This window comes from Paenibacillus sp. FSL M7-1414 (assembly GCF_038003195.1).
Taxonomy (GTDB): domain Bacteria; phylum Bacillota; class Bacilli; order Paenibacillales; family Paenibacillaceae; genus Paenibacillus; species Paenibacillus amylolyticus.
The window spans coordinates 4,695,398-4,711,185 of sequence record NZ_JBBOOS010000001.1; the positions used below are offsets into that span (position 1 = coordinate 4,695,398).

16 protein-coding genes and 1 tRNA gene are annotated in these 15,788 nt (G+C 43.1%); 5 read left to right on the plus strand and 12 right to left on the minus strand.

The window, feature by feature from the left end; genetic code table 11:
- Positions 1-87 precede the first annotated feature (87 nt).
- On the minus strand, positions 88-825 hold the full coding sequence (locus MHH92_RS20425; RefSeq protein ID WP_340905957.1) for a glycerophosphodiester phosphodiesterase: 738 nt from the start codon (positions 823-825) through the stop codon (positions 88-90).
- Positions 826-1,056: 231 nt separating this feature from the next.
- Here MHH92_RS20425 and MHH92_RS20430 point away from each other — a divergent pair, with 231 nt between their 5' ends.
- Positions 1,057-1,323 carry a hypothetical protein gene (locus tag MHH92_RS20430; RefSeq protein ID WP_036614763.1) on the plus strand — a complete coding sequence of 89 codons (267 nt, stop codon included), beginning with the start codon at positions 1,057-1,059 and terminating at the stop codon, positions 1,321-1,323.
- Between the two features lie 217 nt (positions 1,324-1,540).
- On the opposite strand, the gene MHH92_RS20435 is transcribed toward MHH92_RS20430, so the two are convergent.
- The 5 genes from MHH92_RS20435 to MHH92_RS20455 all read right to left on the minus strand — a co-directional run bounded on the left by MHH92_RS20435 (position 1,541) and on the right by MHH92_RS20455 (position 5,182).
- On the minus strand, positions 1,541-1,669 hold the full coding sequence (locus MHH92_RS20435; protein WP_255319930.1) for a hypothetical protein: 129 nt from the start codon (positions 1,667-1,669) through the stop codon (positions 1,541-1,543).
- Positions 1,670-1,789: 120 nt separating this feature from the next.
- Positions 1,790-2,374 carry an LOG family protein gene (locus MHH92_RS20440; protein ID WP_076250810.1) on the minus strand — a complete coding sequence of 195 codons (585 nt, stop codon included), beginning with the start codon at positions 2,372-2,374 and terminating at the stop codon, positions 1,790-1,792.
- A 238-nt stretch (positions 2,375-2,612) separates the two neighbouring features.
- Positions 2,613-3,032, minus strand: coding sequence for a hypothetical protein (locus MHH92_RS20445; protein WP_017687369.1), 420 nt, complete (start codon positions 3,030-3,032; stop codon positions 2,613-2,615).
- A gap of 19 nt (positions 3,033-3,051) precedes the next feature.
- Complete coding sequence (gene ung / locus MHH92_RS20450; RefSeq protein ID WP_340905961.1) at positions 3,052-3,720, minus strand: uracil-DNA glycosylase; 669 nt, start codon at positions 3,718-3,720, stop codon at positions 3,052-3,054.
- 241 nt (positions 3,721-3,961) lie between these two features.
- On the minus strand, positions 3,962-5,182 hold the full coding sequence (locus tag MHH92_RS20455) for a MalY/PatB family protein (protein WP_340905962.1): 1,221 nt from the start codon (positions 5,180-5,182) through the stop codon (positions 3,962-3,964).
- Positions 5,183-5,432: 250 nt separating this feature from the next.
- Here MHH92_RS20455 and MHH92_RS20460 point away from each other — a divergent pair, with 250 nt between their 5' ends.
- Complete coding sequence (locus MHH92_RS20460; protein WP_017687366.1) at positions 5,433-6,140, plus strand: helix-turn-helix domain-containing protein; 708 nt, start codon at positions 5,433-5,435, stop codon at positions 6,138-6,140.
- Positions 6,141-6,290: 150 nt separating this feature from the next.
- Here MHH92_RS20460 and MHH92_RS20465 read toward each other — a convergent pair whose 3' ends face one another.
- A complete protein-coding gene (locus tag MHH92_RS20465) occupies positions 6,291-9,212 on the minus strand; it encodes an insulinase family protein (protein WP_340905963.1) in 2,922 nt (973 codons plus the stop codon).
- A 1,306-nt stretch (positions 9,213-10,518) separates the two neighbouring features.
- On the opposite strand from MHH92_RS20465, the gene MHH92_RS20470 reads away from it, so the two are divergent.
- Together MHH92_RS20470 and MHH92_RS20475 are read left to right on the plus strand one after the other, a co-directional pair.
- The gene (locus tag MHH92_RS20470; protein WP_340398883.1) at positions 10,519-11,223 is read left to right on the plus strand and encodes a DUF4760 domain-containing protein; all 705 of its coding nucleotides are present in this window, start codon (positions 10,519-10,521) and stop codon (positions 11,221-11,223) included.
- 23 nt (positions 11,224-11,246) lie between these two features.
- Positions 11,247-11,471 carry a hypothetical protein gene (locus MHH92_RS20475; RefSeq protein ID WP_340398884.1) on the plus strand — a complete coding sequence of 75 codons (225 nt, stop codon included), beginning with the start codon at positions 11,247-11,249 and terminating at the stop codon, positions 11,469-11,471.
- Positions 11,472-11,766: 295 nt separating this feature from the next.
- Here MHH92_RS20475 and MHH92_RS20480 read toward each other — a convergent pair whose 3' ends face one another.
- From MHH92_RS20480 to MHH92_RS20495, 4 genes are all read right to left on the minus strand, one after another.
- Entirely contained in the window at positions 11,767-13,059 is a 1,293-nt protein-coding gene (locus tag MHH92_RS20480; protein WP_340905965.1) for a hypothetical protein, read from the minus strand.
- Positions 13,060-13,086: 27 nt separating this feature from the next.
- Positions 13,087-13,323, minus strand: coding sequence for a hypothetical protein (locus tag MHH92_RS20485; protein WP_340905968.1), 237 nt, complete (start codon positions 13,321-13,323; stop codon positions 13,087-13,089).
- A 375-nt stretch (positions 13,324-13,698) separates the two neighbouring features.
- Positions 13,699-13,784 (minus strand) — tRNA-Leu (locus MHH92_RS20490).
- A 426-nt stretch (positions 13,785-14,210) separates the two neighbouring features.
- Positions 14,211-14,660, minus strand: coding sequence for a hypothetical protein (locus MHH92_RS20495; RefSeq protein ID WP_340905970.1), 450 nt, complete (start codon positions 14,658-14,660; stop codon positions 14,211-14,213).
- A gap of 207 nt (positions 14,661-14,867) precedes the next feature.
- Between MHH92_RS20495 and MHH92_RS20500 the strand changes: the two genes are divergently transcribed.
- Positions 14,868-15,092, plus strand: coding sequence for a hypothetical protein (locus MHH92_RS20500; protein WP_017687353.1), 225 nt, complete (start codon positions 14,868-14,870; stop codon positions 15,090-15,092).
- A gap of 194 nt (positions 15,093-15,286) precedes the next feature.
- Here MHH92_RS20500 and MHH92_RS20505 read toward each other — a convergent pair whose 3' ends face one another.
- On the minus strand, positions 15,287-15,769 hold the full coding sequence (locus MHH92_RS20505; RefSeq protein WP_047843725.1) for a NucA/NucB deoxyribonuclease domain-containing protein: 483 nt from the start codon (positions 15,767-15,769) through the stop codon (positions 15,287-15,289).
- Positions 15,770-15,788: the final 19 nt, after the last annotated feature.

The following is a 15,788-nucleotide window of genomic DNA, read 5'->3' on the forward strand; positions in this document are numbered from 1 at the left end:
TCACACGCAAAAAGGCTGCGCAAGAGCCAAAAAGCTCGAACACAGCCTTATCATTGCATATGTAGAACATGTAAAATACAGACTCGTTTAACGGGCATGTACCGTAAGTAAGGATGCCAGGACATCCGGAACATCGGTAATGATCCCTTGCACACCCATATCAATCATGGCCTGCATCTCGGCAGGATCATTCACCGTAAATGGATAGGTAACAACGCCATGTGCCAGTGCAGCAGCAACATCTTCTTGTGTGACTGCCAGCTTGTAGGGATGAAGGCCGGTAGCTTCGAGTTTGGCGGCATAATCATAGGGACGATATAACTTTTCCATATATAGAAGTGCTGTACGAATCTCCGGGGCAAGACGTTTACATCTCACGAGCGAAGCATGATTGAAGCTCGACAGCACAACCTGTTGCTCCAGATTCCAATCCCGGATCGCCTGTATGACCTTCTCTTCCATCCCCTTATAACTCTCAATACCATTTTTCAATTCCAGATTAAGCAGGGTTCCTTTCCCCTGCACCAGCTTGAATAATTCCTCCAGAGAAGGAATACGTTCCCCGGTAAAATCAGCATGGAACCAGGACCCCGCATCCCGTGTGCGCAATTGATCGTAAGTCGTATCCTTAACCCAGCCTTCTGCGCCGCCAGTTCGGCTTAACGTCTCATCATGAATCAGTACCAGTCTGCCATCACTCGTCATCTGCACATCGGTTTCAATGCCTGTTGCTCCAAGCTCCAGACTCCGTTCAAAAGCGCTCATCGTATTCTCCGGGCATACGGCAGATGCACCACGGTGGGCAATAATCTCCATGTTCCTCATTCCAGCGCCTCCTGTGTTCAAGCTTCACTCTATGATCCTTACTATAAACACCGTTTATTAGACCTGTATTAACAGAGCGTATAATGGGTTACCTGCTTCGCTAATACTAGCGACCGGGCCCAACATCTAACGGGCTGGGGATTCACTCATTTTTGCGAACTCAATCTGAAAATCGACATAACATAGTATGAACGATGGAAGCACTGAACTCCGTTATAAGGAGGTTGACTATTGAATCCCTCAAAGAAAAAATCGATACCTACGCGTCCTCACACATCCCAGTTACAGTCGGCTTCCAGGCTTTCCAGATCATCTGTCCATATCAAAAACAAATCCGGCAAGACGGCTAATCAGCGTTCTCTTAACTCCAGTTCACCCAACACACTGGATCAGCTGGCTATTGTTGCAGCAATACTCTCCTTAATTGCAGCCGCCATCGGGCTATATATCGCCTGGAAATCGTTAAGTAATCCGGATCAAACTGCTGTTGTGGTGTAAGCTGCTTGTTGCGCAGCTAATGGCTCAGGAGGCTCTCTCCTGCTTCTGACCTTATTCAGGGGCAGGTTTTTGCTTTTTCAATTACTTAACGCATGCTGGAAACGTCAAAAAACCGTTCCCCTGAAACGCCGGCATATACCGGCGTCTCTTTGGAAAGGTCATTTTTTATTCGGGCGCTGCCTCTGCAGCGTGATCCCCGTCCCGGGATTTGACCGAATTACAGAATGAATGTGCGAGAGATAATAACCAACAGAATGAACAATACCAGAATTGCACCTGTTGATGTCCATGCTCCACCACCGAAGCCTCCGCAATATCCGTAACCTGTACCTTTGAGTTCGCTCATCAGTGACACTCCCCTCTTCATCGAAGTACACTATAGACTATGTCCGATAGTGCAACTTGCTTGGGCAGATCGAAAATTCTCCCGAGGAACGATTGGGTACAGGCCCATCTTCTTACACACTCATTTCCCGTTGAGTTGTGACCACTTCTGAGTCAGCTCTGCAGGAATATAGGATGACATTTGTTTGATCAGTTCAGCCGGATCAGCTTCCAGACTCCACAGGCTGAGATGGGAGGTGTTGGAGAATCCTTCCTGTACGCTATGTTCTACCATCTTCATCAGCGGTCCATAATATCCGTTGACATTCAATAAGCCGACAGGCTTACGATGAATACCGATCTGTGCCCAGCACAGTACCTCAAATAGTTCTTCAAATGTACCCATACCTCCGGGAAGTGCAATGAATCCATCGGATAATTCAGCCATCGTTGCCTTCCGTTCATGCATGGTTCCCACTTCAATCAGTTGTGTGAGCCCTCCATGAACAACCTCGCCCCGGAACAATCCGGTAGGCATAACCCCGATTACCTCTCCCCCTTGCTCAAGAGCAGCATCGGCTACTGCACCCATCAAGCCCATGCAAGAACCACCATAGACCAGTGCATAACCACTATCAGCAATCTGTTTGCCCAGTTGAATAGCCTTCTCTGTATAATCGGGGTGATTTCCCGGATTGGAGCCTGCAAAAACAGCTATACGTTTCATTGGGTTTCACTCCTTCTCATGATCTATTTTAATAATATATAACATGAATGTTATGGGTATGTACAACGTACAACAGGTTAACAGAACCAATGGACAAAAAAAACCCGACCGTTTGCAGCCGGTCGGGCTCCCATATCAATACACATCAATTTAGAAGGGGTTGTTATTACCTAATATACAGACCAAATATTAAATCCGTATGATTTTTGCATGAAATGATTATTAAATCTTCGTATAACTAACGTATGCCACGGCGTGAACGTACAACAAACATATGCTTGTCTTTACGAAGAACCCGACCATCTGCAAGTTCAACCTGATCCTCGTCATGACGCAGAATCGTCGTGGATAATGCTACAATTTTGGCCCGGCGCCAGATCATCACCTGTGACTTGAAATAGATCGCATTTTCGAACTGAATCGCCTTTTTCATCACATAACCAACCTTGTGCACTTCAGAACGTGCTTTCTTTAAGGGAAGACTCTCTTCGGGAAGAGGTCTGATCATTGCGATATTGTCAAACGATACCTTAATCCGTTTCGGTCCGATCCGTACACATTCCGCTTCTTCATCCCACTCGACCAGTGTTCCCTTTAATGGCTCCCGTATGCCTGTTGCACGATATACCGCTACTTTTCGTCCTATCCAATGTCGCAATGTTCTCACCTCCATCTGTCTAGTTTTCAGGTATCTTCCAATCGATCGGTTCAATACCTTTAGAGGTCAAGAAGTCATTGGCTTTGGAAAAAGGACGACTGCCGAGGAATCCGCGATGCGCAGCCAGCGGACTGGGATGTGTAGACTCCAGTACCAGGTGCTTGTCCCTGTTAATAAAAGCACCTTTCTTCTGGGCATGACTGCCCCATAGCATATATACCATCGGCTCTGAACGTTCATTCAACGCACGAATGACAGCATCCGTAAACGTCTGCCAGCCCAGTGCCTGATGGGAGTTCGGTTGACCTTCACGAACCGTCAGAACAGCATTTAATAGCAGGACTCCCTGCTGTGCCCAATGAACCAGAGATCCATGATTCGGAATGGGCAGGTCCAGATCGGCATGAAGTTCCTTGTATATATTTTTCAGAGAAGGCGGTACACGTACCCCCGGTCTAACCGAAAAACTTAATCCCTGAGCCTGACCCGCTCCGTGATAAGGGTCCTGACCAATAATAACAGCCTTAACCTGATGATATGGCGTCAACTTCAGTGCAGAGAACAGGTCTTCTTTGGGCGGAAAGACCGTCTGCGTTTTGTACTCAGCGGCGAGAGTGTAACGAATCTTGTTAAAATAGTCGGCTTCCGTCTCTTCCTGAAGCACCTTGTCCCAATCGTTTCCAAACATATGTATAGGCTCCTTTCCCCTGATGAGTGCAGTTTCGTTCAGCCCAACTACTGGGCTCTTCCTTCTGAGAGCCGCATGTCATGCAACTCATAGACTATCCACCATTTTAACATAACCGGAGACAGCAGACCAGAATTGCACATCAGGGTATACGTTCACCTCAAAATAAATCGTATTCTCTCTACATTCAGTATACTCATCCAAAAAAGTCACCTCGCTATTGCGTGGTGACTTGATGACTTTATACCTGAACGGGCACCTCTTCGACTTCTTTCACAAGCACACTGCTGATTCTTCGTAACCCTTCCTGAAGGACAGAACGGGGACAAGCCAGATTCAACCGAATGCAACCCTCACCATTGGCTACAAACATATGACCATCTTCCAGCAACACACCCGCTTGCTCCGCGAAGAATAAAGGTAGACTTACATTCTTGGGAGCATATGCCGAGATATCAATCCAAGCCAGATATGTTGCTTCCGGAATGTGAAAAACAGCCCGTGGCAGATGCTGCTTCACATACTGTTCTACGCAGGAGAAATTGGCGTCTAGATACCCTTTTAATTGTTTTAGCCATTCATCACCCGTTTCGTATGCCGCTTGAGTGGCAGCAATGCTCAGTGGGTTTTTGAAACCATAATGGCGTGACTGCCAGATGTCTCGAAGTGCTTTGTTCGGAATGATGACATTAGAGAACATCAGACCAGCCATGTTGAATGTTTTGCTCGGGGACATACATGTAATGATTCGATCCGTATCCGGGAACAGCTTTGCAAGTGGCGTATGTCTCTTACCCGTCCGCAGCAGATCACAGTGAATCTCATCCGAAATGACCCATACGTTGTTCCGCAGGCAGATCTCACCCACACGTTGTAACTCTTCCGTTGTCCAGACACGTCCAGATGGATTATGCGGGTTGCAGAAAATACATACCCTTACCTTCTCATCCTTCGCCTTGGCTTCAAAATCCTCATAATCAATCGAGTAACGTCCCTGCTCATTGATCATATCCGAACACACCAGTTCAAGATTGTTATGCTCCGCAGCTGACTTGAAGAAACCATAAGACGGGGTCACGATCAGTACTTTCTCATCCGACTGACAGATATATTCCACCAGTTCATACAAAGCGGGAATGATCCCGTTTGAGGTCTCCAAATGCTCCTTCGGGAAGGACCAGTCATAGTATCTTTTCATCCAGTTCGAGACAGCTTCGTAATACGCCGGATCAAACACCTGGGAGTAACCCATGATTCTACGGTCCAGACGCTCCTTAACTGCATCCAGAATCTCGGGAGGTGTGGCGAACTCCATATCTGCAATCCACATGCGAATAAATTCTTCATCTTTGAATGGAAAAGTCATGTCCTCTGTGGCATTAAAAATATATTGACGGAAACCATCCGTATTCATGGCATTTGTTCCTGTGCGGTCTATAATCTCATCAAAGTTATATTTCATAGCTTCTGCTCCTCTATCTGCTTTACTTTTTCGTTGTCGTTTCATGTCGTATTACATCCATTATTTCATGACGCAGGAGTTGCATCAAATGCAATACAATCTATTCTGACGAAACAAATGAAGTTTATTGTTTCTCCAGAATAGGTATTCCGGTGAAAAAGTGATATATTTCTCATATAACATCATTTTTATGAATGACTTTCATCATTTTCACGTACTCTCAAGAAACATTGCATAAGGAGAACCAGTTATGAACAATATCAATCAGGAAGTTGGCAAGAAAATACGAAACTTTCGGAAGTGGCGGGGACTGACCATTCAACAGCTTGCGGATCAGATCTTCAAGAGCAAGGGCACCCTGTCCAAATATGAGAGCGGAGATATTACACTTGATCTGGTCACGTTACATCATATTGCTAATGCGCTCAACATTCAGGTGGAGCAACTCTTGTACCAAGAGCCAAGACATGCTTCTCCCCTGATGAATGCGGTCCCGTCCAGCTTTTTCAAGAACTCCACACGTTTCTATTCCTACTTCTATGACGGGCGTAACAACAGTCTCATTCGTTGTGTCATTGACATGATGGCTCAGTCGGATGCCAACCGTTATCGCACCGTGATGTATATGAATGTGAAGGATTTTGAGAACTACCAGGAGTGCGAGAATATGTATTGGGGCCACACCGAGCATTATGATACACTCACCACGCTGATTTTGAAAAATCAGGCCACGCCGCTGGAGAACCTATATATTAATATTTTGGCGTCTTTTCAGGAATCGGAGAAAAAATGGGGACTCATGGCTGGTGTCTCGTTCAGACCTTTCATGCCTATCGCGCTCAAAATGTTATTCTCCAGAACCCCGCTGCCCGAGAATCAGGAGTTATATAATGAATTAAAAATCTCAAAGGAAGATCTGCGGACCCTGAAAATATACAACATGCTCGCTGTCACTTGAATAACGCAGTGCGTCACACATTCTCATATCATATGGATGGAGACAGTCCCTCCCCATTAGAAAAGGCACTTCTATAAGCTGTTGAAACCAGCTCATAAAAGTGCCTTTCGCTTTGCTGCCTATTCGATCGGAGATAAGTGAGACTAGCGCTTAGTTTTTAATTAAATCAAGCGTTTCGTCAAACATTTGTTTCTGTTCCTCAATCTTGTTCTCATTACCGATCACGCAGCGCTGTTGCTGTTCAAGTATGGCCGATAAAAGCTCAGCAAAACCGATAATGTCGCTTTCCTTCGTGCTTAACACTTCGTCACGTTCCTGTTGCAGATCCGCTTCAGTCACATTCGACAGATAACACTCCAGAGAGAAAGCTCCTTCGCCATAAGGCGTTCTCGGCGTATCGAGATCCTGAATCGCACCAATGATATAACGCGTCATTTCCCGCTCGTCTGCCCGGAAATCTTTCAAATATTGCGGTATTTCTTCATATACTTTGTACGTTTTATCGAGGTTCGGATCACGATACGATGCAACGTAGCTGTCTCCGTTTCGTCTGAAGCCTGACATACAGCCATAGGCTCCGCCTTTGGCGCGGATATTGGTCCACAAGTAATCCAGAGACAGAATTCCCTGCAAGACCCGTAGTGAACCGGTGTATTGATATCCTTTGTCAATATAATTGCCCGTTTGCACCACGTACTGCACCTCCGAAGGAGAACGGAATCCTTCCTTATGAATAGCCGGTGTGAATGTAAATTCTTCCTTGGCAACTTCATGTGTGAACAGCTTCGCTTTCAGGTCGGATACCTGTTGTTCCAGTCCTTCATATCCCTGCTCATCGGCAGTGTAACTAACAAGCAAATTCTCCGGTCTGAAAATATACCCCGTCAACTCTTGCAGACTGGAAGATAACTCTTCTTTTCTCGCCTCAAAGTTCGCCTGAAGATCCTCAAGCCACTGGTAAAAGGCAATGCCACTTACAGCTTCTCTGAAATCCGCGACCGCTGAATGTTTGGACGAAGACCGACCAATTCCCGCAGAGTGTCCGCTATTGATCAGATTACGTTGCAGGTTACCTTTCATCTGAGAGATGATCTCATATAACCGCTTCGAATTATCGAATTGGGACGTGAACACGATTTCTTTGATCATATCAAAGGCAAATCCAAGCTTGTCATACAACACTTTTGCGTTGAACTCATAGGTAGCCTTGAATTCATTGTGCTGATGCGCGTTAGCATAAGATCCTATCCCGCTATGAATACCACCCGAATGGATATGGATTTCATTGGACAGTTCATTGAACGAGTAGTTTTGAGTATCCACGTAACCCAGTACATTTTTCAGCAACCCTGCATACGGCAGGAGATGACGTGGCACTTCTTTGATATCAAACAACAGTCTCAGATAACCAATTCCGTTGGTGTAGAGGTTATGATGCAGAATGGTTGTGCCATCGACCTGGTTCGCCGTTTGATGCAACGTAGAGGCCTTTGGTTCAATATCTTCAATCGATAACGTCGGAATGACCTGCTGTTGCTCTTTGGTTGAAGGTGTATTCTGATACTCAGCGAGTGCCTCCGTTTTCTGAATCAACGTGTGAACTTCTTCCTCGCTAAGACCGGCTTGAATGGTTTTCAGACGTCCTTTCAACGCTTCTTCTTTGCGTGAGTTCAGCCCCTTATCCGGGGTAAGCGCCACAAAGGAAGTATGTGTGTTTTGCAAAATATATTTCTCAATCAGTTGCTCGAAGTAACCTTCGTTCATTTTTGTCCGCAGTTCAGCAAATACGTCATTGGCTTCTAAATGAGTGAAAGGTGCTTCTTCATCGTACAACCAGCTTTGCAGGGAGGAGAATCCGTAGATCAAGCCCTTCGGCATTCTGCCATAGTCCGCTTCCCTGTGATTGAACTCATATGAGTTAATGCCTGCAAGCAGCGCTTTTGGATCAAAGCCTTCTTTTACCACACGCTCAAGCACTTCTTTGACCGTTCCCAGGAAATCCTCTTTGCTCTCCAGGTTGCTCTTCTTCAGTCCCACAGTGAATACAGGCTGATACAGGCTATCATCATACGAACCGTAGACGTCCTTCGCAATTCCTTTATCCAGCAAAGCCTGTTTCAATACCGCTCCCGGAGCGTTCAGCAGTGCGTATAACAAAATTTGGAACGAAATGTTCAGTTCCTTGTCCAGACTTGTGCCGATCACCGCATTGTAGGTCAAGAAGCTGTTATCCACTTCCGATTCCGTACTTCCGGCAGAGTAAGTCTTAACTGTATCTACCCGTTCTGCAAAGGCAGGTTGAAGTTGAATGGCCGAATCAATCTCGATTCGATCATATGCACTCAGGTAGTTCTCATCCAGCCATTGCAGCTTCTCTTCCATATCCATATCCCCGTAGAGATAGATATAACTGTTGGAAGGATGGTAGTATCTCGTGTGGAAATCCAGCAACCCCTGATACGTTAGATCCAGAATAGCTTCCGGGAATCCGCCAGACTCGGAGGAGTATGTGGTATCCGGGAAAAGGGAGTTCAGCACTTCTCTGCGCACCATTCGTTCCGGTGAAGAAAAGGCACCTTTCATCTCGTTATATACAACTCCGTTGTAGGTTAACTCATCATCTGCAGAGGCCAGGTTGTAGTTCCAACCTTCCTGCAGAAATATCTTTTCATTCTCATAAATATTTGTATTCAATACCGCATCCAGGTAAATATCCATCAGGTTATGGAAGTCATGATCATTACGACTCGCGATCGGATAGATCGTCTTATCGGGATACGTCATGGCGTTAAGGAATGTATTCAATGAACCTTTCAGCAACTCAACAAAAGAATCCTTGGCCGGAAATTTCTTGGACCCACAGAGCACGGAGTGTTCGAGGATATGGGCTACCCCTGTATTGTCTTCCGGAGGTGTGCGGAAACCTATACTGAATACTTTGTTGTCGTCCTGATTGGACAAAAGTACAATTTTGGCCCCGGATTTCTGGTGCTCCAACAGATACGCATCCGATTTCAATTCTTCGATTCTGCGCTCCTGTAACACCTTGTATGGCTTAAGCTGTTTCAACATAAACTTGAGTCCTCCGTCCATAAGATTGTTTTATTGGTTTTGTGACTCTACATAAGTTCAAATATGGTTATTTACACGGGCACTCCGATGACAGAACAACATCTGTCCTCTCCGTTATCGTGTAAATGTGTAGTTGAACCTATATCGTTCAGCAAGTGAAGGTAATATATGCCTACGGATAGTATACACCATTGTTCCGTCTCTTCATAAAAAGACCGTCGAATCCACTTTCTGATATGTATTAGGCAGCGTTTGTGTTTATGAACTGCATGGTGAAGTAGTTGATCATGACATTCCAAGTAATCCCATTACAATGGAAATTATAAAAATAAACAAGAATACGCCCCAAAACAATTACAATTTTACTCTTTATAACAAATATTAAAAAAAACTAAGTTTAACGGAGGAGCTTCTAAGGAGTAAGTTCTATATGGTGGTTAACAGTCAAAACTTTAATTTGCAAGATTTACTCAAATTCACCGTTTTTAGACGGTACCCACTTTTTGAAAAAAACCGGAGATGCTTTCCCTTAGAAAGGGTTAGTTTGTAGCCTTATATGACATCAGCTATCATGTGAACGTGGTAGCCAAAAAAAGTACTTGAGTGTCCTTTGACGTCATGAACACGCAAATAGATTAGGCAGAGATATTAAGCTAGAGGGACCTGATTTTCTGCAAGGAAGTTTGAGTAAGGAACACACCAATCTGATAATATCGAAATCACAGATCTTGACGTCAAGTAATAACATGTAGTGATTGAAAGAAGGAACATTATGATTGTTACAAGACAAAATAAAAAATAAATATTGGAAGCAATATTTATGAGCGTGGATATTTTGTACATACGTTAAGAAGTGTGATAGAAGAATGTTTAGGAAACATATAGGTAATAGATTAATGAAGTAAGCAATGAATTACTAAAATGAAGGAAGAAAGTTTTTGACTGATCAATGCACTTAAGAGTAAAGACTTTCAGAAGAATTTCATTGGTAACTACTTTATGGCATAGGATAAATGTCAAAGTGTATCTGCTTCACAACTTAAATTATTTTCTTGATAGCAACCTTCATAGACCAGTTGAAGATGGAATTAAGTGTTAGCCAGAACACTTAACTTATAGGACTGAGATTTAGATTCATAGATGGTGTGCATGCAGATATATCACGTTACATATTTATAATAAATAATATCGTGTAACAAAAATTTAAATTAGAATTAGAGGGGAATGGGAATCTGCATAGAATTTAAATATAGTGTGAGATGTGTCGCACAAAAGTCATATACTATAGAAAGGATGATAACGGAAGATGTGGTTTGAAGCTCCTTGGATAAAAGGACTATCATTTTTAATCGAGTTAATTTATTACATAGCTAGTATAGGTTTATTTGCATCGGTAATCATTGGTTTAAGACAGCTACAAATTGTAAAAGATGATAACAAGATCAGAAATCAAAGAGCATCTATTGAAAAAAGCCTTGAATATCTTGAGTGGTTTGCGAAAGATTTTATACCATATCATTCTGATTTCAGAAAAAACCTTAAAGAAAAAATATCTGAACGCTTAGAGGATGATGATGAAGAAATAGAAGTCAAAATGAGTATTATCGAGCAATACAAAATTATTCATGCAGTGAAGGATATTGATCAGAATGACAACTTCGATGTTTCACTCCCTTCATTGGAAATGATAAATCGAATTTATGCTAAAGCACAATCTGGGAACGTATTAAACCAGTTAGAGTATTTTGCAGCAGCAATGACATCTGGTCTAGCTGATGAGGAGTTAGCATACAATCCATTAGCTTCTCTTTACTGCGAACTAATCGAAGAGATGTATCATAATATTATCTTTCTGCGTGGAGAGAGTAACAGAATGTATTCCAACATCATAAAGTTATATAAAATATGGAAACCAAGATTAAAAAAAGAAGACATTCGACATCATCAGGATAGACTAAGTAAAGAATCTGAAATGCTGCCTGATGTTAAAATTAAATCAATTGGGTTATAATATTTATTGAGAGGTGAAATTATATGATTGATTTTGATGCGAAATTTCTTGAGATGTGGACTAAAGAAGACGAGGACTTGCTTGGACTTAAAAATAATATTAATACCTTGGGTTTGAAAAAAACATCTAAAAATATAGATAAAACTAACCTAAGTAAATCATCAATTCCGTTAACTCAAGCTATCCTTGCTCTTGAAAAAAAACGAAATGATGATAAAGAGCTGAATGACTTGCTTTGCGCATTTTAAATAGTTGCTCAAAAAAGTAACGCATAAGTATGCGTTACTTTTTTCTTTGAGGAAAGTGTCATGATTGACGCCACGGTTGTGCGAGTTCACCAGCATGGATCGGGCGTTCCCGGGGTGAATTAAGCACGTATTCAGCGCGTTAGGGCTTCGGTAAGGGAAACGTACCCTGACGGGGGTGCAACGCTATATGTACGGGAATTTGACGGTGAGAACACAAAATAACCGCTAACCCTGCGTGAGGGCTGCGGTTATTTAAAATGTGAAGGAATAATACGCAATCTCGATGTTCCATGATTTATTTTAAAAGAGCAGGTACGTTATCTAAGGTAAGATAATCTTGCCAGTTGTATTTATTAAAATGACCGCAAGTACTAAGAAGTTCATCAATCACTTGCTCTTTTTCCTCTGGATGATTCTGAATATAAAAATATACTGCTAAGAGGTCTAGTCCAGTCAATAGACAATGATTTCGACTCGTGCTAAAGTTCATCATTTGATCAGGGAAGGCTTTCTCATTTCTCTCTTCTAAAGTAATATCTCTATAAGCATTTACCACTAGAAAACCTTTTGGCGTCCGCTCTTTAGATATGATATATTCACTAACCCATTTCTCAAGTTGTGCAGCGTGTTTTTCTGCAGCACTTTTGGTAACTCCTTTTACTTCTACAACAGCAGCATGATCCTTATATTCTAAAATCAGATCATCTCTCCCTGGAACTCCTTCACTAACATTAAATCCAAGTTCCTTAAAAACTCTATTGACCATATTCTCCAAGTAAGTGCCGGTACCAGTAAAAAGAACTTTTAACGCTTCTAAAGATTTTAATTCGGAGTCCAATGTCTCTAGCCTGGATTGTAATACTTTTAATTCGTCTTTCTTTTTTGTGATTTCTTGCTTAATGTCACTTTCGCCCGGTACTTCTATTAAGCGACTCCACTCAGGGAGCATCATCTTAGGAGTTTGATTTAAATCTAAGTTCAGATTACTCACTATGTTAATAAGATCATCAAGAAATTCTTTATTTTCAAACGGAATTACTGGCAAGTTTGGAATAAATACAATATTACCTTTACCTAACTTGACAGAGGCACTGACGAACGAGTTTGTATCTTTTATTTTTAGTAGCGGCCTACCGAAATCATGTTTGTAGTATGATTCATATCTCCATTCCCCTTCGTACTTAGTATATAAAGGTTTTAAAAACGAGTTTCCTACAGGTTCAATGCTAGATCCTTTACCAATATCTGTTTTGGGGTAAACAGGTAACAATTCCTTTCTTAGATCGAATGCCGCCGCTGGTGCTTTTCTTTGTAGTCTAACTGGGGGTGGGGTACAAACAAAAATAGTCCTACCTAAACTTAAGAACTCGTTAATTTCCGCCCTTCTCCTATATACGTCACGTACCAAATGATTAATGTCATCAACGTATGTCCAATCTGTAGAGTATTGACTAAGTTTTCGTTCACTACGGTATTCGTTCACTACGTCAAGTAGGTTGATAAGTAATACGTCAAATTCAAGCAATGAAACTTGAGATTTAAAGATTACGCTTTTAGAATAATTTCCTGCAATACTTGCTATCTTCATAAATATCATCCTCTATGTCTCATTGTTTTATCCCGCATATTTAAACGTACAGACTCCGCGTATATAACGCTCCACGTTCACCGCAACGCTCATCTCCGTTATGTCCTCGATCACACCGCTGCCGACTAGTTCCACCTCGATAAACACGACGATGGGCGTCCGGTCCATTTGCGCGGTGTAAAGTTTGATATCGGAAGTTAGCGGACGCATTAGGCGTAGTCCTTTCGTTGTGAGTTTCGTATATACTTCGACAAATTGGCGCAAATTTCCTGCTGCTTCTCGGCGTCAAAATCGAAGGAGTGGACGTATGATGTGGGCAGTAATACGCCGTCTAATCGAGAACCTGTACGTTCAGCACGTGTTATCCAGACTTGTTCGCGCACTCCGTCCTCGAACCGTTTGTATTCAAGAAACTCCGTTAATACCTCCGACCACTCTCGTCTACTGTAGCCGTAACTCTTCTTAATTTCGCGTAATCGCGCCAATGCAAAAAGCACCCCTTCCGAATGTAAACGGTGGGATGCTCCGATGTGTTTGCGCGAATCCTGTGTACCTGCGAATTACTCCGAGACAAGTACGCAGGACCCATCGCATTTTTACGCTCATTTAACGCTGTGTTAGCGTTCAAAAACGCTGTTATGCCGAGGACCGGGATCGAACCGGTACGGTAGTCACCTACCGCAGGATTTTAAGTCCTGTGCGTCTGCCAATTCCGCCACCCCGGCAGGATTATGTATTTCTTGGCGACAAGAAATATCTTACCATGAACTAATTAACTTTGCAACACTTTTTTATAAAATAATCTAACTATATAAGTTTAACTAATGATTTACACGATAACGGAGAGGACAGAAAAAACTGAAAAAGCGAAGCGTTCGCCTTTATCACCGGATTTTCCCTTGAGAAGAGGGAATCGAAAAAATCTGGGGATAACAGCGATTAGAAGGTTATTCTGTCATCGGAGTGTCAGTGTAAATAATCTTTAGTTCAACTTATATAAATGAAACAGGCACTGCAAGCGTCAGCTCACAGTGCCTAGAAAGTCCGAGTTGCGGTCCCGGACTTCCGGTAAACCAATCTATATTAAGGGAGGTGTGAGATAAGAATACCTCCCCAACATTAAAGAAACCTAAAATCAGCCTTAAATTAAACTAAAAAAGTAAAATAGGTCGAACACGAGCCGCTTCTTCCTCATTGCACTCCACGATAACCAAGATATGGTCCTTTAACAGCCAATCTTCGTAATACCGCGCATCCTCCTCCGAGATTCCCGCTTCAGTCAGTGTAAGCACCAAATCATCGGTCTCACTTCCAATCTCATTACCAGCGAGTCTACGCACTGCATTTCCGATCGACATCGTCTGATCCATTCGTTTCCCCAGACCAGCCAATATGCCTTTCAGAGCGCCAAAGGCACCATCTGTTCCGGCACCCTTCAAAGGTTTGGGCAGCCCCGTCTTTTCGCTCACCAGCTCCAGATTAAGCTGCTCCTTCGCCACCGCTCCCAAATATTTATCCTTGATGCCTTCCTCTTTGACCTTATTCAGCATAATTATAGCCTCGTTCTCGGTACGGGCCAGCCCAATAATCAATTGTGTCATTCCGTTCCCCTCCTTTTACCCTAATATAACCCCGTAATCCCCATTCAAAAACGGATCATCCACAGCTAAGACAAATCACCTAGAAGAATGTTGATTTATCTTCTGGAAATCTATACCTAGTTCTGATAGACTAGATAAAGAAGACAAATTAACCATTGAAAACATTGACATATGGATTTAACATCTCATAATCAGGAGCAATGACTTATGAAAAAAGAGGTAGAAATTGCCATCCGGCGCAAGCAACAGATCATGGTTCGTAATACAAGCGGTCAGACGGTAACCGGATTTCCCGAGCGTACCGCTGATACATCCATTCTTTCCTTACGTACGGTCCACGGCAGTCTGTGGATACCGTTTGATGAGGTGGAACATGTTACGCGTCTGTTAAGCATCCGGTCTCATCATTTAAGCGGAATGCAACTCGTTTAGTCGGCTCTGTAATCCTAGAAACTCCAGTTCCCGTATAGATACGTTAACTAGATCTATTTATGCCAGCACTTTACACCAAAAAACCAGACGCATGCACGTCTGGTTTTTCTCTTCTACTTATCCTGTACCACGCTGCCACTGACCTCACAACAAAGGCCTTACAATCCTTATTTCTGCCCAACCATATCCTGTTGTTACTTCACTACAAACTTCACTCGTGTTCCATCCGGATATGTACTTAACTGATTCCCTACCCATGAACCTGCACCACGATTATCCTTCGGGGTAATGTACTGGATATCTGCACCTGTTCCTCCCTCAGCACACATCGCCATGGGCCACTCGTCACGATCCTTACCTTTTTTGACCGGAACACCCTTAAGTGATAGATCCCGATTGCCTTCCGCTCCATTACGATTAATGGTGCATACATCCGAATGCCCTGCCTTGATAGCAGCTTTAATATGTTTGGCTGTTTCGGGATAACGCTCTGAAGGGAACGTAATGGTATGGTCTACACTCTTATTAGTCCCACCGAATGGATTAGGTATCTCCTCGGGCCATTCTCCCCCAGCCCAGGCGTAGAGGGCTACCAGCAGCATTGCTACCAGCGTCAGTACCTGCTTTTTGAAACCTTGTTTGCCTTTACGCTTTCTTCTTGTGCGTCTCTTACTCATGCTGTGTCTCCCCCATTCA